This is a genomic window from Paraburkholderia strydomiana (assembly GCF_031456815.1).
In the GTDB taxonomy this organism is placed as follows: domain Bacteria; phylum Pseudomonadota; class Gammaproteobacteria; order Burkholderiales; family Burkholderiaceae; genus Paraburkholderia; species Paraburkholderia caledonica.
Map to the genome: position 1 here is coordinate 12,907 of NZ_JAVDVL010000013.1, position 21,926 is coordinate 34,832.

Here is a 21,926-nt window from a genome sequence, read left to right on the forward strand (position 1 = left end):
GAGCCGCACCCGCTATCATGGTGCGATCGCGACTCGGCTCCTTTCATCATGCGCATTGCTCCCTTACCACCGCTCCAATGTCTGGTCGCGTTCGAATCGGCCGTGCGGCACGCAAGCTTCACCAAGGCCGCCGCGGAGTTGCATCTGACGCAAAGCGCGGTCAGCCGGCAAATCCAGCAACTCGAGGAATTTCTCGGCCGGTCGCTGTTCGTCCGTGAGCATCGCGCATTGCGTCTGACCATCGCCGGCGAGGGTTACGCAAAGCGCGTGCAATGGCTGCTCGCGAACTGTTCCGAAGCGACGCTCGACGTCATGAAGCGTTACGGCGACCAGGAACTGACCATCGCGTGTTCGTCGGGCGTCGCCGTGTTGTGGCTGACGCCGCGGCTCGGTGCGTTTCGTGCCGCTTACCCGAACGTGAAAATCAGAATGATCGTGCGCGACGGACTCGCGTCGATGTCGCCCGCCGAATTCGATGTGGGTCTCTACTACATCCGCCAGCATGCCGAGCCGCATTACACCGCCCGCCGCATTTTCGACGAGGAGGTGTACCCGGTCTGTTCGCCCGCCTATCTCGCAGGCCGCGTGCTCGAGCCCGCCGATCTTGCTCAGGAAACGCTGCTGATTCAGGAAGACGGTCAGCGCCAATGGATGTCGTGGCCGGAATGGTTTCGCATCAACGGCGTGCAAATGCCTGTTGCGCCGCAGGCGGTCATGGTCAATCACTATCCGCAACTCGTGCAAATGGCGATTCTCGGTCAGGGCGTCGTGCTCGGCTGGCGGCACATGATCGACCGATGTCTCGAAGAAGGGCTGCTGGTGCGCGCCACCCACGCATCCGCAAGTCACGGCGGCGGCTACTATGTGGTGTCGCCGAACGACCGCTCACAGAACCAGGCCGCGCGCGTGTTCACGCGGTGGCTCTTCGAGCAGGCCGAAGCGCAGACGGGCAGGGCGGCGGCCTGAACGGCTTCGCATGCGCTGCACGCATGCGTGCATGCGAATCTTTCGTTTCGAAAACAATTCAGGTCTCTCTACGATCGGCGTTATGCATGCAAAAGCGCCGCGAGGACGGCGTGGCGCGTTGCCGACACTTTGCCTGACAGGCAGCCAGATGAGGAAAGAGACCATGCAAGGAACGCTTTCATCCAACGTACCGCTCTCCGTGGACACGCTCGCGCGCCAGCGGCGGCACGCCATTATCGCGACCGTGCTCGGCAACGGGCTCGAATGGTTCGACTTCACCGTCTACAGCTTTTTCGCGGTCATTATCGCGAAGCTGTTCTTTCCGACCGGCAATGACCTGACCTCGCTTCTGCTTGCCGTCGCCACGTTCGGCGTGGGCTTTTTCATGCGTCCGGTGGGCGGCATCGTGCTCGGCGTGTATGCGGACAAGGTCGGGCGCAAGGCTGCGCTGTCGCTGACCATTCTGCTGATGGCGGGCGGCACGGCGCTCATCGGCATTGCGCCGACTTATCAGCAGATCGGCCTGTGGGCACCCGTACTGATCGTGATCGCGCGATTGCTGCAAGGGTTTTCGGCGGGCGGCGAGATGGGCAGCGCGACGGCGTTTCTCACCGAGTACGCGCCCGCTAACAAGCGCGCGTACTACTCGAGCTGGATTCAGTCGAGCATCGGCTTTGCGGTGCTATTGGGCGCAGCGGTCGGCACGTTCGTGACCAGCAGTCTGAGCACCGAAGCGCTTCATTCGTGGGGTTGGAGAATGCCGTTTCTGATCGGCATGCTGATCGGACCCGTCGGCTATTTCATTCGCAGCCGCATGGACGAAACGCCTGCCTTCAGCGCAGTGGCCGACGAAGCGAAAGACGATTCGCCGCTCGCCGAAGTGTTCCGCCGCTTCCCGCGAGAAACCTTCGCGAGCTTTTCGATGGTGATTCTGTGGACCGTTTGCACCTACGTTCTGCTGTTCTACATGCCGACGTATTCGGTCCGCACGTTGCATCTGCCGCAATCCACGGGATTTCTCGCGGGCATGTTCGGCGGTTCGATGATCATGTGTTTTGCTCCGGTGGTGGGCAAACTCGCTGACCGCTACGGGCGCCGCCGTTTCCTGTCGGGAGCCGCCGTGCTGATTCTCATGCTGGCCTGGCCGATGTTCGCCTACATCAACCGGGCGCCGGGCCTCGCTTCGCTGATGGTTTTTCAAGGCGTGTTCGGTCTGCTGATCGCTGCATACACCGGACCCATTCTCGCGGCGTTCTCGGAACTGTTTCCGACCAAGGTGCTCTCCACGGGCCTGTCGGTCGCCTACAACTTCGCTGTGACGATCTTCGGCGGCTTCGCACCGTTCTTCATTACGTGGCTGATTGCGTCGACAGGCAGCAACATGGCACCCGCGTTCTACGTGATGATCGCCGCCGCGATCAGCCTGACGGGCACGTTCTTCGTGCGCGATCCGCAGCGGCACTGAATCGGGCAGCGCGTGCGGCGCGCTTCCGGCCGCACGGATTTCTTATCAAGTAAGCAAGTCAGCAAGTCAGGACAATTCCCATGAGCATTACGGTAATCAACGGCGGCAATGTACTCGATCTCAAGCAGGGCATTCTGCTCGAACATCATCATGTCGTGATCGAGAACGGCCATATCGTCGAAGTCACCGATCGTCCCGTCGATCTGCCGAACGCACGCGTGATCGACGCGCGCGGCAAGACGGTGATGCCAGGTCTCATCGATTGTCACGTACATGTGCTCGCTTCGCGCGCGAATCTCGGAGCGAACGCAACGCAGCCCAACATCCTGACGGCGATCCGCGCGCTGCCGATCCTGAAGGCGATGCTCGGCCGCGGCTTCACGACCGTGCGCGATGCGGGCGGCGCGGATTGGGGTTTGACGCAGGCGCTCGAAAACGGCCTGGTTCCGGGGCCGCGCATTTTCCCATCCGGCAAGGCGCTTTCGCAGACGGGCGGCCACGGCGATTTCCGTCCGCGCGGCGATATGCTGGAGCCGTGTTCGTGCTGTTTTCGCGCCGGCGCAATTGCGCGCGTAGTGGACGGCGTGGATGCCGTGCGTCTCGCCGTCCGCGAAGAAATCCAGAAGGGCGCGACGCAGATCAAGATCATGGCATCGGGCGGCGTGGCATCGCCAACCGATCCGATCGGCAACACGCAGTATTCCGAGGACGAAATCCGCGCGATCGTCGCCGAAGCGCAAGCTGCAAACACCTATGTGATGGCGCATGCATACACCGGCCGCGCGATTTCGCGCGCGATTCGCTGCGGCGTGCGCACTATCGAGCACGGCAATCTGGTGGACGAAGCCGCCGCCAAACTGATGCGCGAACATGGCGCGTTTGTCGTGCCGACGCTCGTCACCTACGACGCGCTTGCGAAGCACGGCGCCGACTACGGGTTGCCGCCCGATTCGATCGCGAAGGTCGAAACCGTGCGGCAAGCAGGACGCGATTCGCTGCAGATCTACGCGAACGCTGGCGTGCCGATGGGTTTCGGCTCCGACCTGCTCGGCGAAATGCACACGTTCCAGAGCGACGAACTGCGCATTCGCGCAGAAGTGCTCGGCAATCTCGAAGCGCTGCGCTCAGCAACCACGATCGCCGCTGAGATCGTTGCGCAAGAAGGCAAGCTGGGCGCAATCGAAGCGGGCGCGGTGGCGGATGTGCTGGTGGTCGACGGCAATCCGCTCGACGATATCGGCACGCTGACCGGGCAGGGCGAGCGTCTCGCGTATGTGTTTCAGCGCGGCGAAGTCGTGAGCGAGCGCGGCGCGGTAGTCTCGCGCTGAGACAGCGTGTCATGCCGGACTGATCGCGTGCAATTGATGCCCGTGCGCCCGTTACGTAGAATCGTGGCGCACAACGCTTGATTGCCAGCGCAACGATTTGCGCGATCACGAGGAGAACGGGCATGACTTTGCACACGGCCGGGCCGATTGCGGCGACCGTCTATCGCGGCGATTCGGTAGAGAACACGCACCGCGCGCATGTTGCGGTCGTCGATTCGAATGGCCGCCTGCTGTATTCGTTCGGCGACCCGTCGCGCGTGACGTTGGCCCGCTCCGCCGCCAAGCCTGCGCAAGCGCTGGCGGTGCTGGAAACGGGCGCGCTCGAGCGCTTCGGTTTCGACGATGCGGACCTCGCGCTGATGTGCGCCTCGCACAGCAGCGAGCCGCGTCATATCGAACGTGCGCGGCAGATGCTCGCCAAAGCGCAGGCGAGCGAAAGCGACTTGCGCTGCGGCGGGCATCCGCCGCTGTCCGATGCGGTGTATGTCGACTGGATCAAGCGCGATTTCAAACCGGGTGCCGTGTGCAGCAATTGTTCGGGCAAACATGCGGGCATGCTGGCCGGCGCGCGATCGATCGGCGCGGCGCTGAGCGGTTACGAACAGCCGGAGCATCCGTTGCAGATCCGCGTGAAGCACACGGTGGCCGACGTTTGCGACTTGCCGGACGACGGCGTGCAATGGGCCACTGACGGTTGCAATCTGCCCACGCCGGCATTTCCGCTCGATCGTCTCGCACGGCTCTTTGCGAAGCTGGCCGCGGCGCAGGACGAGGTTTCGTCGTCCGGTGCAGCGCCCAACACGCGGACAGCGGCACTCGCGCGCATCTATCGCGCGATGACGGCTTATCCGGAACTGGTCGGGGGCGAGGGCCGCTTCTGCACGATATTGATGAACGCGTTTGGCGGCGCGCTCGTCGGCAAGCTCGGTGCAGACGGCAGTTATGGGATCGGCGTGCGCGCATCGAGTCAGACTGCCGCGCACACGTCGAAAGCGGGCGCACAAGATGCACAAGGCACACAAGGTGCACTCGGCATCGCCGTAAAAATCGAGGACGGCAATGTCGGCGTGCTGTACGCGGTGGTTGCCAAAGTGCTGGCGCAACTCGACATCGGGACCGCCGGACAGCGCGCGAAGCTCGACTCTTTCCATACGCCCAGGATGCTCAACACCATGGGCGTCGCAACTGGCCGGCGGGTCTTCTCGGTTGCGCTCGAAGCGTCCCGATAGGACGTGTGCCGGGCAACGCCCGGCACTCGCGCGATTTCGTCAGGCCGCGGCTTCTGTGGCAGACATCAGTGCACTGCGTATCGCGCTGGCGAGTTCACTGGCCTGAAACTTCGCGACATAGCCGTTCGCGCCGGCGTTCTTCACATGCGCTTCGTTGGCCGCGCCGGTCAACGACGAATGGATGATCACCGGAATGTCGCGGGTGCGCTCGTCGGCCTTGATCTGGCGGGTCAGCATGAAGCCGTCCATCTCGGGCATTTCGAGGTCGGTCAGAACGAGCGCGATGCTGTCCTTGACGCGCGCGCCGTTGCTCTGTGCTTCGTCGGCGACTTGCTGCAAGGTCTGCCACGCCTCTTCGCCGGTCTTGGTCATCACGTATTCGGCGCCAATCGCGGTCAATGCCTGCTCGATCAGCTTGCGGGCGAAACCGGAGTCGTCGGCGGCAAGAATCTTCGCGCCCGGGCGAATGCCGAGTGCATCGCCCACGGACGTCGGGTCCACGCTCGGGTGCTGCGAGGGGAATACGTCGCGCAACACCTGCTCGACGTCGATCACCTGCGCGAGCCGCGAATCGCCCGTATTGCCGTCGATCCGCGCAATGCTCGTCACCAGGTTGCCGCCCGCCGCGCCTTCCGCGGAGAGCACCTGATTCCACTCGAGTCGCACGATGTCGTCCACTTCCTCGACCGCGAACGCCTGGGTGGAGCGCGCGAATTCCGTGACGAGCAGGATATTCAGGCCGCGCGTGGGCTCGCAGCCCATGAGCCGCGGCAAGTCGATCACGGGAATGATCTGCCCGCGAATGTCGACGGCGCCCATCACGAACGGCGACGAACCGGCGATCGGCGTGACCGGCGGCATCGTCGAAATTTCGCGGACCTTGAACACGTTGATGCCGTAAAGCTCATGCGCGTCACTGCCGGGGACGGAGCCCAGCCGATACAGCAGCAGTTCGAATTTGTTGGAACTCGTCAGGTTGCTGCGTTCGTCGTGCGCGCGGTTATCTGCTGCCATCGAATCTCTCCAGGATTGCGGTGCGTGGCGCGCTTGCATGGATTGATGCCGTCGCGCCTCTTACTTTTTGTTATCGGCGCGCTTGCCGAAAAATTCAGCGCTTTGCCGGATTTCTGCTGGCAATCCCTGGGTGAGCCACCTGATCTCATTCACGAGATGGCGTCATTCGTGTGAAGGTTACCTGCCGTTACACAAGCCACAGCGTCGTATCACACCGCGCCGGGGCGCGCTTCTAGAATCTCCCGCGATGGACGGCGGTGCCACGCGGCGCCCCGTGCTCCGTTGCCGTTTCGCTTTCAATCCAAGGAGAACGTATGATCCGCTTGCCTCTCGCCACTATCGTCAGCGCCACTATGGCGAGCCTGCTGACCGTCGCCACGGCCGCCAGCGCCCAGACGGCGCCGGCCCCCGCCGCAGCGGACGCGGGCCGTCTGCATGCTGCCGACCAGACGTTCATTGCCGACGGCACCAAGGCCGTCGCCACTCAACGCGATGCCGCGCGCATCGCCACCTCACGTTCCACGGACCGCGACGTCAAGGCATTCGCCGAGCGCGTCTCGACCGATAACGCTAAGATCTCGGACGCGCTCCGCGCGGCGAGCCCGCGCGGCGTCGACGTGCCGAAGAACGACCCTGACACTGCCGTGCTCGCGAGCATCAACAATCTGCGTGGCGCCGAGTTCGACAAGGCTTATATCGAGCAGGTCGCGCTCGCCGGCGAGCAGAAGGCATTGTCGGCGTTCCAGGCCGAAATCGCTTCGGGCCGCGATCCGCAATTAAAGGATGCGGCGAAAAAGGCGCTGCCGACCATTCAGGAGCATTACGCGATGGCGCAGGAACTGGCCAAACGCAAGCATCTGTCGGCGGCGCAGTAAAGCACTGCACGCGTGCCGCTTCGCTGGGACAAAGCGGCGCGGCGCGCGTTTTTTCCGGATTCATCGCATGAAGAAGCCTGCCAATCTGGCGCAACAGTTGGACCATATGCTTAGGCAAGCGGTCGCGCTTCAACAGAACGGCGCATTGGCCGAGGCGCAGGAACTTTATCGCGAGATTCTCGAGCTCAAGCCTCGCCATTTCGACGCGCTGCAACTGCTGGGCGCATTGGCGTTGCAGAGCGGCCGCATCGAAGAGGGCGTCGATCTGCTCGCGAGGGCGCTCGCGGTCAACCCGAAACAGGCCGCGGTTCATTCCAACCTGGCGTATGCGTTGAACGCGCTGCATCGTTTCGATCAGGCGTTGGCCAGTGCGAACCGCGCGCTCGCCTTGCAGCCGCAGTTTCCCGACGCGCTCAATAATCGCGGCAACGCGCAGGCGGGCCTCGATCGTCCGCTCGACGCGCTCGCGAGCTTCGACCGGGCGATCGCGCTCGTCCCCGATTTCGCGCAGGCCTGGAACAACCGCGCGTGCGTGCTGCGCGATCTGGGCCGTCCCGCCGACGCATTGGCCAGCTGCGACCGTGCGCTTGCGCTGCATCCGGGTTACGCCGAAGCATGGAGCAATCGCGGCAATGCGCTTTCCGATATGAACGAGCCGTATGAAGCCGAGCGCAGCTACCAGCGCGCGCTCGAACTGGCGCCGGGCTTCGTCGACGCATGGAATAACCTCGGTCTTACGCAGATCGATCAGGGGCAACATGAGCAGGCGCTTGCCAGCTATCAGCGCGCGCTTGCGCTCAATCCCGAAGCCGCCGAGACCCACTGGAACGAAGCGCTGTGTCTGCTGCAATTGGGGCAGCTCGAAGCGGGCTGGCGGAAGTATGAATGGCGATGGGAGCGCAGCCGCATCAAGGCGAGCCGGCGCGTCATCGCGCAACCGCTTTGGCTCGGCGACTTTTCGCTCGACGGCAAGACGATTCTGTTGCACGCCGAGCAAGGGCTGGGCGACACGCTGCAGTTCTGCCGCTATGCGGCAATGGTGTCGAAGCTCGGCGCGAAGGTCATACTCGAAGTGCAGCCTGAGTTGCGGCGGCTGATGTCCACGCTCGACGGCGCAGATCAGATCGTCGAAGCGGGCGAACCGCTGCCGCCGTTCGATTGCCACTGTCCGCTGTTGAGCTTGCCGCTCGCGCTCGGCACGTCGCCCGGCAGCATTCCGTCGTCCACGCCTTATCTTTCTGCCGGGCCCGCTGCGGCGCGCGCATGGGGCGAGCGTATCGACGCCGATGCACGAGGCCGCCTCAAGGTCGGCCTCGTCTGGGCCGGCGGGAACCGCCCGCACGTGGCCGAGCTTCGCAAGAACGACGCGCGCCGTTCGCTCACATTCGCGCGCTTCGCGCCACTTCTCAATGTGGCCAACGTGCAGTTCTTCAGTCTGCAAAAAGGACCGGCGGCGCAACAATTGTCTGTCAGCGAATGCGCCGCGCATATCGTTGACCACACCGGCGAACTGCACGATTTCGCCGACACCGCAGCGCTCGTCGCGAACCTTGATCTGGTGATTTCCGTCGACACATCCACCGCGCATCTCGCCGGCGCGCTGAACAGGCCGGTGTGGATTCTGGAACCGCTTCGACACCTGCTGGCGCTGGATGCTGGAGCGCAGCGACACGCCCTGGTATCCACGCGCAAGGCTCTTCAGGCAACCGTCGCTGGGCGATTGGGACAGTGTGATGGAAAGCGTGCGCGCAGCGCTCGCCGACCACGCGCTCGCGTGGACCGGCGTAGACTGAACGTCCGTTTAAATGACGGCTATGCCACGGAGATTCATCAATGGAATACAGACATCTGGGTGCATCCGGTTTCAAGGTGCCGGTGCTGAGTTTCGGCACGGGCACGTTCGGCGGCAAGGGTGATTTTTTTCAGGCGTGGGGCTCGACCGACGTCGATGAAGCACGGCGTCTCATCGACATTTGCCTCGATGCGGGCGTGACGATGTTCGACACCGCAGACATCTATTCGCGCGGCGCTTCGGAGTCGGTGCTCGGCGAAGCGCTGAAGGGCAAGCGCGATAAGGTGATCATCTCGACCAAGGCGACCTTCCGTTTCGACGACGGTCCGAACAACGTCGGCTCATCGCGCTTTCATCTGATTCAGGCAGTGGACGCAGCGCTCAAGCGCTTGCAAACCGATTACATCGACCTTTTTCAGTTGCATGGTTTCGACGCCAGAACGCCGGTCACGGAAGTGCTGTCTACATTGGACGACCTGGTGCGCGCAGGCAAGATCCGCTACACGGGTGTGTCGAACTTCTCCGGCTGGCATCTGATGAAGTCGCTGGACACGGCGGACCGCTACGGCTATCCGCGTTATGTCGCGAACCAGACTTACTACTCGCTCGTCGGGCGCGATTACGAGTGGGAATTGATGCCGCTCGGCGTCGATCAGGGCGTGGGCGCGGTGGTGTGGAGCCCGCTCGGCTGGGGACGTCTGACCGGCAAGATCAAGCGGGGCCAGCCGTTGCCCGATACGAGCCGTTTGCACAAGACCGCCGACATGGGGCCGCCGGTGCCGGACGAGTATTTGTACCGCGTGCTCGATACGATCGACGAGATCGCCGTGGAAACCGGCAAGACCGTGCCGCAGATCGCGCTGAACTGGCTGTTGCAACGTCCGACGGTGTCGACGGTGCTGATCGGCGCCCGCAATGAAGAGCAGTTGCGGCAGAACCTGGGCGCGGTCGGCTGGAACCTGACGCCGGAGCAGGTCGCGCGGCTCGATGCGGCAAGCGCCGTGCGGCCGGCTTATCCGTACTGGCATCAGGAAGGATTCGCCGAGCGCAATCCCAAAGCGGTATAGGCGGGCGGTTCGGTGCGAGTTCTAACGCGTGAGTCCGGCGGCTCGTCACGAGTGCCCGGACTCACGCGCGCTGCAAGTTCGATTAGACCACTGCGTTGAGCCGCTTCAGGTTGCTGAAGCGGCGCCCGACACGCATCAAGCCAATCCGCCGTTTGCCCGCAGCACTTGCCCGTTGACCCACGCGGCCGCCGGGCTCGCGAGAAAGGCCACCACCGACGCAATATCTTCCGGTTGCCCGAGGCGTTCCAGCGGCGGCATCTTTGCAAAGTGTTGAATCTGCTCGTCGGTCTTGCCGTCGAAGAACAGCGCCGTCGCGACCGGGCCCGGCGCCACCGCGTTCACCGTGATGTTGCGCCCGCGCAGTTCCTTCGCGAACACGTGCGTGAACGTTTCCACCGCGGCTTTGGTCGCGCTGTAGATCGCGTAGCCAGGCATGTTCAGCGCGACGGTCGTGCTCGAAAAGTTGATGATGCGTCCACCGTCGTTCATGCGGCCCGCCGCTTCGCGCAACGTATTGAAGGTGCCGCGCACGTTGATGTCGAATGTGCGGTCGTACAACTCGTCGCTCGTGTCGGCGAGCGGCGTCGGCTTGATCACGCCTGCGTTGTTGATCAGCACGTCCACTTTGCCCAGTTGCTGCTCGGCGGTTTCGAACATGCGGCGCACGTCGGCAGCCTTCGACACATCGGCCTTCACCGCCACCGCCCGGCCACCCGCGCCGTTGAGTTCGGCGACGAGCGCGTCGGCCTCGCTGGAACTCGACGCGTAGTTGACGACGACAGCAAAGCCGTCGGTCGAAAGGCGTCGCGCAATGGCTGCGCCGATGCCTCGCGATGCGCCGGTAACGATAGCGACTTGTGCGTTCCTGATCGTGTTCATGGTGCGTTTCCTTTTCGGTATGGAGTTGGTGAGTGAATGATGAACGCTTTGTGCTTCGAGATAATCAGGTTAGACTCGCCATCATCATTCGATTTTCTTTAACAATAGCGCCCATATGGACCGTTTCGAAGAAATGCGTGTGTTCGTGCGGGTCGCCGAGCGGCAAAGCTTCACGCGCGCGTCCGACGACTTGCAGATACCGCGCGCCACGGTCACGAACCTCATCAAACGTCTGGAGGAGCGGCTCGGCGCGCGGCTACTGGAGCGCACCACGCGAACGGTTCGCCTGACGCCCGACGGGCAGGCGTATTACGGACGCTGCGTGCGGTTGATCGCCGATATGGAAGAGGCCGAGGGCTCGTTCTCTAACCTGGCGCCGAAAGGTTTGTTACGTGTGAATCTGCAAGGCACGCTCGCTCGGCACTTCGTCGTGCCGACGCTGCCGGCGTTCCTTGCACGCTACCCTGATATCGAACTGACAATCGGCGAAGACGACCGTCTGGTCGACCTGGTGCGCGAGGGCATCGACTGCGTGCTGCGAGCCGGCACGCTGCAGGATTCGTCGATGGTCGGGCGCCGCGTCGCGCAACTGCAGCAAGTGACGGTGGCGAGCCCGGCTTATCTGGAGAAATATGGCGAGCCCGCCGATCCGTCGGCGCTCGAATCGCACCGCGCGGTCAACTATGTGTCTAGCGCAACGGGCAAGCCGGTGCCGCTCGAATTCGACATCCAAGGCCGCATTACGCCGATGCTGTTGCCCGGCGCGGTGTCCGTGACGGGCGTCGAGCTCTATACGGGCTCGGCGGTGGCCGGGCTGGGCATGGTCCAGGTGCCGCGCTATCGCGTGTCGGATGAACTGGCAAGCGGGCGTCTTAAGATCATTCTCGCGAATTTTCCGCCGCCGCCGATGCCGGTGTCCGTGCTGTATCCGCAGAATCGGCAACTGTCGTCGCGGGTGCGCGTGTTTGCAACGTGGCTGCGCGATATCTTCGAGGCGGCGGGCACGACGTGAGCGCCGCCGTGTAAGGTCTCGTGGGATGATGTGCGCCGCACATCGGGTGCGGAACCTGCAACAAGGGAGCAGCAAGATGATCGATGGACTGGTGAGCGGGCGCCTGTATGGCGAGGCGCAGCTTCGCACGGGGCAAAACGGTACGCGCTTCGTGACCTGCAAGGTGCGCGCGGTCACCAATGACGGCGACACGATTTTCGTCAACGTGATTGCGTTCGATAACGGCGTGCAAACCGCGCTGCTCGCGTTGAGCGACGCGGACAGCGTTGCGCTGAGCGGGGCAATCACGCCCAAGGTGTGGACCGACAAGAACGGCCTGGTCAAACCGGCCGTCGACATGGTCGCTCACAAGCTCCTGACAGCCTACGAGGGGCGCAAGGACGGCGACGCGTGACGGCTGACGCCGCGCGCGGCATGGCGCCTGCCGTGTAGCGGGGCGTTATGACACGAAGTGCGCCAAACTTGGCCGGTGCGCGTCGTGGAAAACTGTATAAATATACAGTATAGTGTTCAACTGCAAGCGGGACGCGGCTTCAGCGCCTCAGCGCCCGTTTGCACTGAACTTGCGCGGTCGCGAGGCGTCCGTGAGAGGTGGCCCACTCATTCAGACGGTCGAAAAATTGTCATCCAACGGCATCATCAAGATTCGCGGCGCGCGCCAGCACAACCTCAAAAACGTCAATCTCGACGTGAAAACCGGCGAAATGACGGTCGTTACCGGCCCGTCCGGGTCCGGCAAGTCGAGCCTCGTGTTCGACACGCTTTACGCGGAAGGGCAGCGGCGCTACGTCGAAACGTTTAGCGCGTACGCGCGGCAGTTCCTTGATCGCATGGACCGGCCGCAAGTCGACCGGGTCGACGGCGTGCCGCCCGCCATCGCGATCGACCAGACCAATCCGGTGCGTAGTTCGCGCTCCACCGTCGGCACCATGACGGAGCTCAACGACCACCTGAAGCTGCTCTACGCGCGCGCGGCCGAACTGTTCGACCGCAAGACGGCGCATCAGGTGCGTCACGACACGCCCGAAACGATCTACGCCGAGCTGCTCGAACGCACGGAAAAGGACGATCCGCGGCTTGTCGTCACGTTCCCGGTCGAATTGCCGGAGTCGGCGTCCGAGCAGGAAGTGGAGCAATGGCTGTCGGCGAGCGGCTACACGCGCGTGCAGGCGCAGCGCGAGGTCGAGTCGCCTACCGGCAGACGCAAACTGCTGGACGTCGTCGCGGACCGTTTCCGCCTGCGCCAGGCGGACAAGCAGCGCGTTGTCGAGGCGATCGAAGCGTCGCTCAAGCGCGGCGGCGGGCGCGTGAATATCTACGTGCTGCCGCCGGCTTCCGAGGTCCAGCAGGCGCCTGAGGCACAGCAAGCCGAGCCGCAAATCTGGCGTTTCTCCACAGGACTGCACAGCCCGGAGAGCGATCTGCGCTACGCCGATCCGCAACCGGCGCTGTTCTCGTTCAACTCGGCGTACGGCGCGTGCGAGGTCTGCCGTGGGTTCGGCCGCGTGATCGGCGTCGACCTGGGTCTCGTGATTCCAGACGCGCGCAAGACGCTGCGCGACGGCGCGATCAAGCCCATGCAAACGCCGGCGTGGAAGGAGTGTCAGGACGATCTGATGCGCTACGCGGCGAAGGCCGACATACGCCGCGGCACGCCGTGGGGCGAACTCACGGACGCCGAGCGTGACTGGGTGATCAACGGCTCGCCTGACTGGAACGGCAAGTGGCAAAGCCATTGGTACGGCGTCAAACGCTTTTTCGAATATCTCGAATCGAAAGCGTACAAGATGCATATCCGCGTGCTGCTGTCGAAATACCGCAGCTACACGCCATGCGAAACCTGCGGCGGCGCGCGCCTGAAAACGGAATCGCTGCTTTGGCGTCTCGGCAGCAAGAAGAACGCCGACGACGTGCTGACGCCCGCACAGCGCTTCATGCCGCGCGGCGTCGAATGGAACCGCGCTCAGCTCGAAGCGTTGTCCGGTCTCACCGTGCACGACCTGATGCTGATGCCGATCGAGCGCATCCGCCGCTTCTTCGACGAAATCAGTTTGCCGAGCGCTTTGCTCGACGACGCGCTCAAGCTGCTGCTCGCCGAAGTGCGCACACGCCTCAAATACCTGTGCGACGTCGGGCTCGGCTACCTGACCCTCGACCGCCAAAGCCGCACGCTGTCGGGCGGCGAAGTACAGCGGATCAATCTCACCACGGCGCTCGGCACGTCGCTCACGAAAACGCTGTTCGTGCTCGACGAGCCGAGTATCGGCCTGCATCCGCGCGATCTGAACCGTATCGTCGAAGCCATGCATCGCCTGCGTGACGCGGGCAATACGCTGGTGGTGGTCGAACACGATCCGTCGGTCATGCTGGCGGCGGATCGCCTGATCGACATGGGGCCGGGGCCGGGCGAGCGGGGCGGCTCGATCATTTACGACGGTGTGCCCGAGGCCATCCGCTCGTCGGGCACGCTCACCGGCGAATATCTCGGCGGCCGCCGGCACGTGGCGGACGCGGCGCACTGGTCGCAGCGCCCGGTCGACGCGAGCACGCCTCGCATCGTGCTCGAAGGCGCGACCGAACATAATTTGCGCGACGTGACGGTGGAGATTCCGCTGCAACGGCTCGTCTGCGTAACAGGGGTGTCGGGCTCCGGCAAATCCACGTTGCTGCAAGACGTGCTGTATCCGGCCATGGCGCGGCACTTCGGTCTCGCCACCGAGTCACCCGGTGCATTTCGCAGCCTGACCGGCGCGGACCAGGTCACCGACGTCGTGCTCGTCGACCAGTCGCCTATCGGCAAGACCGCGCGCTCCAATCCGGCGAGCTACGTCGGCGCGTTCGACGAGATCCGCAAGCTGTTCGCGAAGGCGCCGCTTGCGCAACAACGCGGCTATGGCCCAGGCATGTTCAGCTTCAATTCCGGCGACGGGCGCTGCCCGACGTGCGGCGGTTCGGGCTTCGAACATATCGAAATGCAGTTCTTGAGCGACGTGTATTTGCGCTGTCCGGACTGCGACGGCCGCCGTTATCGCGCCGAACTGCTCGAAGTGAAGATCGAGCGCGGCGAACCCGCGCGTGCGTTGAGCATCGCAGACGTGCTCGAACTGACCGTCAGCGAAGCCGCCGCCTATTTTTCGAAGGACGCCGAAGTATTACGCGTGCTGCAGCCTATCGTTGATGTGGGCCTCGAATACGTGAAGCTCGGCCAGCCGGTGCCCACGTTGTCGGGCGGCGAGGCGCAGCGGCTCAAACTCGCGGGCTTTCTCGCTGAATCCGCGCAGGCGCGCACCGCGCGCGGCGCGAAGCAGGCAGTCGCCCAACGGCTTTTCATGTTCGACGAGCCGACCACGGGCCTGCATTTCGACGATATTGCCAAGCTGATGCAGGCGTTCGGCAAGCTGCTGGCAAGCGGCCATTCGCTGATCGTGATCGAACACAATCTCGACGTGATTCGCGCGGCGGACTGGATCATCGACCTCGGTCCCGAGGGCGGCGACGGCGGTGGCCGCGTGTTGTGCGCCGGCACGCCGGAAGACGTCAAGGGCTGCCCCGAATCGCATACCGGCGAAGCGCTGTTGCACTACGACCGCGCAATGAGCGCGGCTGCACTGCCTGCCGAGGAGGCATCGCAAGGCATTCCGTTGCAGAAGGCGCTGAGCGCGGCGCGCGCGCGCCGTGCCGTCGAAGGCGAGGACGTCGTACGCATCGTCAACGCGCGCGAGCACAACCTGAAAGCGCTGGACGTCGACATCCCGCATGGCAAGTTCAATGTCATCACCGGTGTGTCGGGGTCGGGCAAGTCGACGCTCGCGTTCGACATTCTTTTCCACGAAGGGCAACGCCGCTACCTCGAATCGCTCAATGCGTACGCGCGTTCCATCGTGCAGCCCGCCGGCCGGCCTGAGGTCGACGCCGTGTACGGCATCCCGCCGACGGTCGCGATCGAACAGCGTCTGTCGCGCGGCGGCCGCAAGAGTACGGTGGCGACCACGTCCGAGGTGTGGCATTTCCTGCGCCTGCTGTATGTGAAGCTCGGTTTGCAGCATTGCATTCATGACGGCACACCGGTTACGTCGCAAAGCGTCGAGTCCATCGCCGCGCAATTGCTGCGTGACCATAAGGGGCAGCACGTCGGCTTCCTCGCTCCGCTCGTGGTCAACCGCAAAGGCGTGTACACGGATCTCGCGAAGTGGGCGAAGGCACGCGGCAATACGCATCTGCGGGTGGACGGCGAATTCGTGCCGGTGGACCCGTGGCCGAAGCTCGACCGCTTCCGTGAGCACACTATCGAACTGCCGGTTGCCGACCTGATCGTGTCGGCGGACAACGAAGCGGAACTGCGGCACGCGCTCGATCAAACGCTGGAAGTCGGCAAGGGGGTGATGCATCTGCTCGCGCCGCTCGACGGTCTGCATGACGCAATAAACGGCGGGCGGCCCACCGCGAAGCTCGGCGCGGTCAAGGTGCTCTCCACCAAGCGGGCGTGTCCGGTTTGCGGCACGAGCTACCCCGAGCTCGATCCGCGCATGTTCTCGTATAACAGCAAGCACGGCTGGTGCACGACCTGTGTGGGCACGGGGCTCGCGCTCACACGCGAGCAACGCGCCGCGTACGACGACACGATCGTCGTAGACGACAATCGTGGCCGCGAACAGAGTTTGCCGTCGGAAGAGCAGGAACCCGAAGGTCTCGTCGACGAACCGTGTCCGGATTGCGTGGGCACGCGTTTGAATCCCACGGCGCGAGCCGTCACGTTCGACGCGCAAGCCATTACCGACGTCGCGCAGTGGACTGTGTCGGATACGCGCGCGTGGATCGACGGTTTGCACATGACAGGCCGCGACGCTGAGATTGCGCGCGACGTAGTCAGCGAGATCGGCAGCCGTTTGCAGTTTCTCGAAGAGGTCGGGCTCGGTTACCTGAGCCTCGACCGGGCAGCGCCGAGCCTGTCGGGCGGCGAGGCGCAGCGCATTCGCCTCGCCGCGCAACTGGGCAGCAACCTGCAAGGCGTCTGCTATGTGCTGGACGAGCCGACCATCGGCCTGCATCCACGCGACAATCAGATCCTGCTGAACGCGCTGCGCAAGCTCGGCGACAAGGGCAATACGCTCGTGGTCGTCGAGCACGACGAAGACACGATCCGGCGGGCCGATCACATCATCGACATCGGGCCGGGCGCCGGCAAGCGTGGCGGCACGCTGATCGCGCAGGGCAGCGTGGCGGATCTGTCCGCGCAGCCCGAATCGCTGACGGGGCAGTTTCTCGCAACGCCCATCGTGCATCCGCTACAGCCGCGTCGCAAAGTCGTCGCGCCAGGCAAGCGCGCGGCGGCGGTGCCCGAGAACTGGCTGACCGTGCACGGCGGCAAACTGCACAATCTGCGCAACGTCACCGTGGGCATTCCGCTGTCGCGACTCGTCGCGGTGACGGGTGTCAGCGGCTCGGGCAAGTCCACGCTTGCGCGTGACGTGCTCATGGCGAACCTGCTCGACGCAGTTGGGCGCTCGGTGTTGTCGTCGCCGGCTACGCGTCGGGCGCGAGCGGCGGCAGAAGAGAAGCCCGCCGCGAACCGCCGTTCGAGCGTGCTCGCGCGCACCGCGCCACGTGCTCCGCTGAACGTCACGCATGCGTGGCAGGGCTGCGATTCGATCACGGGTTGGGAAAGCATCGACCGCGTGCTGGAAGTCGATCAGACGCCAATCGGCAAGACGCCGCGCTCGTGTCCCGCAACGTACATCGGCGTGTGGGACGCAATTCGCAAGCTGTTTGCCGGCACGCTCGAAGCTCGCGCGCGGGGCTACACGGCATCGCGCTTCTCGTTCAACACAGGTGAGGGCCGCTGCCCGGCTTGTGAAGGGCAAGGCGTGCGCACCATCGGCATGAGCTTCCTGCCGGATGTGAAAGTGCCGTGCGATGTCTGCCACGGGCAGCGCTTCAACCCGGAAACGCTCGCAGTGACATGGCGGGGCAAGAATATCGGCGACGTGCTCACCATGGAAATCGACGAGGCTGTCGAGTTCTTTGCGCCGATCTCGAACATTGCCCATCCTCTGCAGTTGATGAAAGACGTGGGGCTCGGTTACCTCACGCTCGGTCAGCCATCGCCTACCTTGTCGGGCGGCGAGGCGCAGCGCATCAAACTCGTCACGGAGTTGAGCAAGGTGCGCGACGACATTACGCGGCGCGGTCAAAAACCGCCGCATACGTTGTATGTGCTCGACGAGCCGACGGTTGGCCTGCATATGGCCGACGTCGCCAAGTTGATTCGCGTGCTGCATCGTCTCGCTGACGGCGGCCATAGCGTGGTGGTGATCGAGCATGACCTCGATGTGATCGCCGAGGCAGACTGGATCATCGACCTCGGTCCCGAAGGCGGTGTGGGTGGCGGGACAGTCGTCGCTGCTACGGACCCCGAAGGAATCGTGCTGGTTCGCGCGAGCCACACCGGCGCAGCGTTGAAGCCTGTGCTCGACCGTACTGCACATGGCGGCGCTCGCGCTGCGCAAGTCCAAGCGGGCGAAGGCACCAACGGGTAGCGGAAACTTCGAGTCGCGCAGCAAAAGAGAGGGCCCGCATTGCCGACCAGGCGATGCGGGCCCTTTCCATTCCCCTAGAGCATGTTTAGTTCGAGACAATGTTTTGTTTAGTGCACTGTCACATCGTCGGATATCGCAAGCCGGGTTGGCACACGAGCAAATTCGGAAAACTTTAGAACGTCCCGTCTAAAAGGCCGGCAGTGCCAGATTGAAACAATGCCATCAAAAAAAGTTTGACGACCGATTTTGATTTGTTATTGTCCCTGTCCATTGAGTGTTTCATAACGCTTGGTGCGTTGGTGGGACACGCGCACCGGGCTCTTCTTCACGGTTTTCCAGCCTGTTTGAAAGTCAAGCGTCCGTAATTCGGCCGCCGCTTCCGCTCGCGCTCGAAATGCTTAATCGCTTGCCATGACGCCTCGAGGCGTGGTCCAGCTGCGACATAGCAGCCGGACGAGCAGTGAGTGTGGTGCGCGAAACAATATTTGCTTATATCAAACAAATTTTGACTACGTGATTCTGACTTGCTATGTTTCTGCCACCGCATGACATGCAGCGCAATTTGATCTGAGCCTTGCGCGCAGGCGGTTCTGTGGCAATAGTGTTCCCCAGTCAGTGAATCTTTCAACTCACTGACAGATCAGCTGGGCAGAAGCAAGCTCGCACCGGAAGTGCCCTCGGCAGAACGCTGGCGAGTTGATGAAAAGTTAGGCATCCAAATTGTTTGTGTCTCAGTGAATGTGCCGAGCCGCGCCGAAAATGGCGTGCCGCGAAAGCGGACGGGTTCACCTCGACATGAACATTGCACGAATAGAAAAGCTTTCATTTCTGTTAGTAAATTAGTAGTCCAATTCAATAGATTGAATTGGATTCGTATCGCCTTTCGCAAAGTGATTGGATTAAACGCAATTTAATCGTTTTGGACTTATTTGCACTAATGCTGGGCATATCCGGTAAAGCGTGGTGCGCCGTCGTCGTAAAAAGGGCAGGGAAGTTCATAAGGCTTTTCTTGCACAACAGGTGTGGTCTTACTGACAAGTGAGAAGGGGAAAATGAAACAAAGGGCATTGGCGTTGGCCATTAAAAGGATGCTTTGGGCAGAACTCGCCTTGTCGGCGGCTATGGCCGCACCGGCGTTTGCACAAAGCCAGCCGGCGACGACCGGCAATACCGCGGCCACTACGACGTCGGAAGCCACTCCGGCAGCGACGGACTCGGGCAACGTAACGAAGATGCAGCGCGTGGAAGTTACCGGCTCGCTGATCCGCACGTCGGATAAGGTCGGCAATACCGAGGTGCAAACCATCACGCCGAAAGAAATCGAGCAAAGCGGTTACACGACCGTGGCTGATTTTCTGCGCGGCACGTCCGCCAACTCGGGCAGCAGTTGGGGCCAAACGACCATGAACAGCTCGGCGCAAGGCGGTGGGGGCATCGCGTTGCGCGGCTTGAGCGAAAAGTACACGCTGGTTCTGGTCGACGGCCAGCGCGTCGCCAATTACGGCAAGGCGGTGAACTTCACCGACACGTTCTTCGACGTCAACTCGATCCCGCTCAATATGGTGGATCACATCGACATCGTGAAGACGGGCGCCGTGTCGGTGTACGGCTCGGACGCGATTGCCGGCGTGGTCAACATCATCACGAAGAAGAACTTCCAGGGCTTGCAGTTCGACGGCCAACTGGGCAAGGCGCAGCATCCGGGCGACGCGCAGGGCAACTTCGGCGTGCTCGGCGGCTTCGGCGATCTGAATTCCGACCGCTTCAACGTAACGGCTGCGGCGAGCTATTACCGCGACACCGGTTCCTCGCTCGCCGATCGTTCGATGACGGCCAACCAGGACTTCAGCCAGTTCCCCGGCGGCCTCGCAGGCCCGCTCGGGCCGAACCAGCAGTCGTACTGGACGGCTCCTGACGGCACCAAGACCGCGCTCAGCCCATGCCCGCCCGGCAGCGTGTCGGCGGACGGCGGCGCGGAGTGTAAATCGAATCCCGCGAGCACGACCTCGCTGGTTCCGTCTACAACGCGTTTGAACGCAAAGGTGCGCGGCACCTTCAAGATCAATGACGACGTGCAGGCCTACGCGGACCTATGGGTGAGCCGCAACGAAACCGTGCAGAACGAAGGCCCCGCGGCACTTTCAAGCATAACCAACGCCTACAATCCGGCCACCGGTTCCGCGCTGCCGCTGTCGCGCACCGTTCCGGGGACCAATCCGTACAACCCGTTCGGCGCACCGGCGCAGATCAACTACACGTTCCCCAACACTATTTCAGCGGATACGGTCTCCACCTTCTGGCGCGCGATGACCGGCGTGAAGGGCTCGTTCACCACGCAGAAGTTCGGCGACTGGGACTGGTCTGCGGACTACGGTCATTCGCAAAGCACCGTGGACACGACCTACAGAAACATGTTGAACGTGGCGGGTGTCGAGAACATTCTGCAGAACGGCGTGTACGACTTCGCGAATCCGTCGGCCACGCCTAACGGGCTGAACGGCGTGTTCCAGAACGACTACGAACAGGCTATCTCGAAGCTCGACAGCGTGACGGCGAAAACCTCGACCGGCAATCTGTTCAATCTGCCGGGCGGCCCGGTCGGCGTCGGCTTCGGTACGGAATTCCGCCACGAGAGTTCGCTGATCAATTCGCGCACTTACACTGTGCAGGGCATCACCGCGCCGGCGAACGTGCAGACGGTCGACGGCGAGCGCAACGTGGCCGCTGTCTACTACCAGGTCGACATTCCGATCATCCGCAATCTGACGTTCACGCAGGCGGGCCGTTACGACCACTACAGCGACTTCGGCGGCGCGTTCTCGCCGAGCTTTGCGCTGCGCTTCCAGCCGGTGCAGGCGCTCACGGCATTCGCGTCGTATAGCCGCGGTTTCCGTGCGCCGACGCTCGTCGAAAACTCGCAGGCAACCTATCTTGCGCACCAGAACCTGGTCGATCCGAACGATCCGAGCGGTTCGTCGACCAAGCGCTTTACGACTGAACAGGTCAATGGCAATCCGAACCTGCAGCCCGAGCATACGAAGAACTACAACATCGGCTTCCAGCTCTCGCCGGATTCGTCGACCGATATCGGCGCAGCGTTCTACAAGATTCACATCGACGGCGTGATCGGCACCAACGATCCGAATGCGGTGATGAACGCGAACGACCCGTCGACGGTGATTCGCAATGCGGACGGCACGGTCGCCTACATCAAGGAACAGTTCGTCAATCTCGGCTCGCTCGACACCGACGGCTTCGACATGAACTTCCGCAAGTCGGTCGGCACGAAGTACGGCACGTTCACGCTCGCCGGCGACTGGGCCTATGTGTGGCACTTCAAGCTAAACAGCCCCGGCGCACCGACGCAGGACTTCGCGGGTAACAACCTTGCGCTGCTGCAACCGTTCGGCGCGAGCAACCCGCGCTGGAAGGGCAACACGAGCCTGAGCTGGGACTATCGCAAGTTCACGACCACGCTCACGTGGCAGTACACGGGCCCTTACACGAATGCGGTGGCGTCCGAATTCGGCGACGGCGGCACGTTGTCGGTGGCGTCCTACAGCCAGTTCAACCTGATGGCCACGTATCGCGGCTTCAAGCACTGGACCATCTACGGCGGCATCAACAACATCTTCGATCGCAAGCCGCCGTTCGACGTCGAGTGGCAGGCCACACCGGATATCACCGGCTACGACCAGTCGCTTTACACCAACATCGGCCGCTTCTTCCAGGTCGGCGCGACGTACCGCTTCTAAGTCCTCGA

General features: G+C 62.9%; 12 protein-coding genes and 1 pseudogene. 11 read left to right on the forward strand and 2 right to left on the reverse strand.

Annotated elements, in window-relative coordinates:
- The first annotated feature begins 48 nt into the window (after positions 1–48).
- From J2W46_RS27575 to J2W46_RS27590, 4 genes are all read left to right on the forward strand, one after another.
- Complete coding sequence (locus J2W46_RS27575) at positions 49–966, forward strand: LysR substrate-binding domain-containing protein (RefSeq protein WP_020069930.1); 918 nt, start codon at positions 49–51, stop codon at positions 964–966.
- A gap of 163 nt (positions 967–1,129) precedes the next feature.
- Complete coding sequence (locus J2W46_RS27580; RefSeq protein ID WP_131320949.1) at positions 1,130–2,431, forward strand: MFS transporter; 1,302 nt, start codon at positions 1,130–1,132, stop codon at positions 2,429–2,431.
- 80 nt (positions 2,432–2,511) lie between these two features.
- The gene (locus J2W46_RS27585) at positions 2,512–3,759 is read left to right on the forward strand and encodes a metal-dependent hydrolase family protein (RefSeq protein ID WP_087753175.1); all 1,248 of its coding nucleotides are present in this window, start codon (positions 2,512–2,514) and stop codon (positions 3,757–3,759) included.
- 122 nt (positions 3,760–3,881) lie between these two features.
- Entirely contained in the window at positions 3,882–4,988 is a 1,107-nt protein-coding gene (locus tag J2W46_RS27590) for an asparaginase (protein ID WP_310357967.1), read from the forward strand.
- Between the two features lie 39 nt (positions 4,989–5,027).
- Here J2W46_RS27590 and J2W46_RS27595 read toward each other — a convergent pair whose 3' ends face one another.
- Positions 5,028–6,002 (reverse strand): chemotaxis protein CheV, encoded by a 975-nt coding sequence (locus tag J2W46_RS27595; RefSeq protein ID WP_020069926.1) that lies wholly within the window; start codon positions 6,000–6,002, stop codon positions 5,028–5,030.
- A gap of 314 nt (positions 6,003–6,316) precedes the next feature.
- Here J2W46_RS27595 and J2W46_RS27600 point away from each other — a divergent pair, with 314 nt between their 5' ends.
- From J2W46_RS27600 to J2W46_RS27610, 3 genes and pseudogenes are all read left to right on the forward strand, one after another.
- Positions 6,317–6,877 carry a DUF4142 domain-containing protein gene (locus tag J2W46_RS27600; protein WP_310357970.1) on the forward strand — a complete coding sequence of 187 codons (561 nt, stop codon included), beginning with the start codon at positions 6,317–6,319 and terminating at the stop codon, positions 6,875–6,877.
- A gap of 67 nt (positions 6,878–6,944) precedes the next feature.
- A pseudogene (locus J2W46_RS27605) lies at positions 6,945–8,670 on the forward strand (tetratricopeptide repeat protein).
- Between the two features lie 40 nt (positions 8,671–8,710).
- Positions 8,711–9,736, forward strand: coding sequence for an aldo/keto reductase (locus J2W46_RS27610; protein ID WP_204521088.1), 1,026 nt, complete (start codon positions 8,711–8,713; stop codon positions 9,734–9,736).
- A 135-nt stretch (positions 9,737–9,871) separates the two neighbouring features.
- On the opposite strand, the gene J2W46_RS27615 is transcribed toward J2W46_RS27610, so the two are convergent.
- Positions 9,872–10,615, reverse strand: a complete 744-nt coding sequence (locus J2W46_RS27615) for an SDR family oxidoreductase (RefSeq protein ID WP_020069922.1) — start codon at positions 10,613–10,615, stop codon at positions 9,872–9,874.
- A gap of 115 nt (positions 10,616–10,730) precedes the next feature.
- On the opposite strand from J2W46_RS27615, the gene J2W46_RS27620 reads away from it, so the two are divergent.
- The 4 genes from J2W46_RS27620 (at position 10,731) to J2W46_RS27635 (ending at position 21,918) form a co-directional block, all read left to right on the forward strand.
- Positions 10,731–11,627: a LysR family transcriptional regulator gene (locus J2W46_RS27620; protein ID WP_310357972.1), complete on the forward strand. Its 897-nt coding sequence runs from the start codon at positions 10,731–10,733 to the stop codon at positions 11,625–11,627.
- 76 nt (positions 11,628–11,703) lie between these two features.
- Positions 11,704–12,021: a single-stranded DNA-binding protein gene (locus J2W46_RS27625; protein WP_020069920.1), complete on the forward strand. Its 318-nt coding sequence runs from the start codon at positions 11,704–11,706 to the stop codon at positions 12,019–12,021.
- 226 nt (positions 12,022–12,247) lie between these two features.
- Positions 12,248–18,163 carry an excinuclease ABC subunit UvrA gene (uvrA, locus tag J2W46_RS27630; RefSeq protein ID WP_374726875.1) on the forward strand — a complete coding sequence of 1,972 codons (5,916 nt, stop codon included), beginning with the start codon at positions 12,248–12,250 and terminating at the stop codon, positions 18,161–18,163.
- Positions 18,164–19,215: 1,052 nt separating this feature from the next.
- On the forward strand, positions 19,216–21,918 hold the full coding sequence (locus J2W46_RS27635) for a TonB-dependent receptor plug domain-containing protein (protein ID WP_214878863.1): 2,703 nt from the start codon (positions 19,216–19,218) through the stop codon (positions 21,916–21,918).
- Positions 21,919–21,926: the final 8 nt, after the last annotated feature.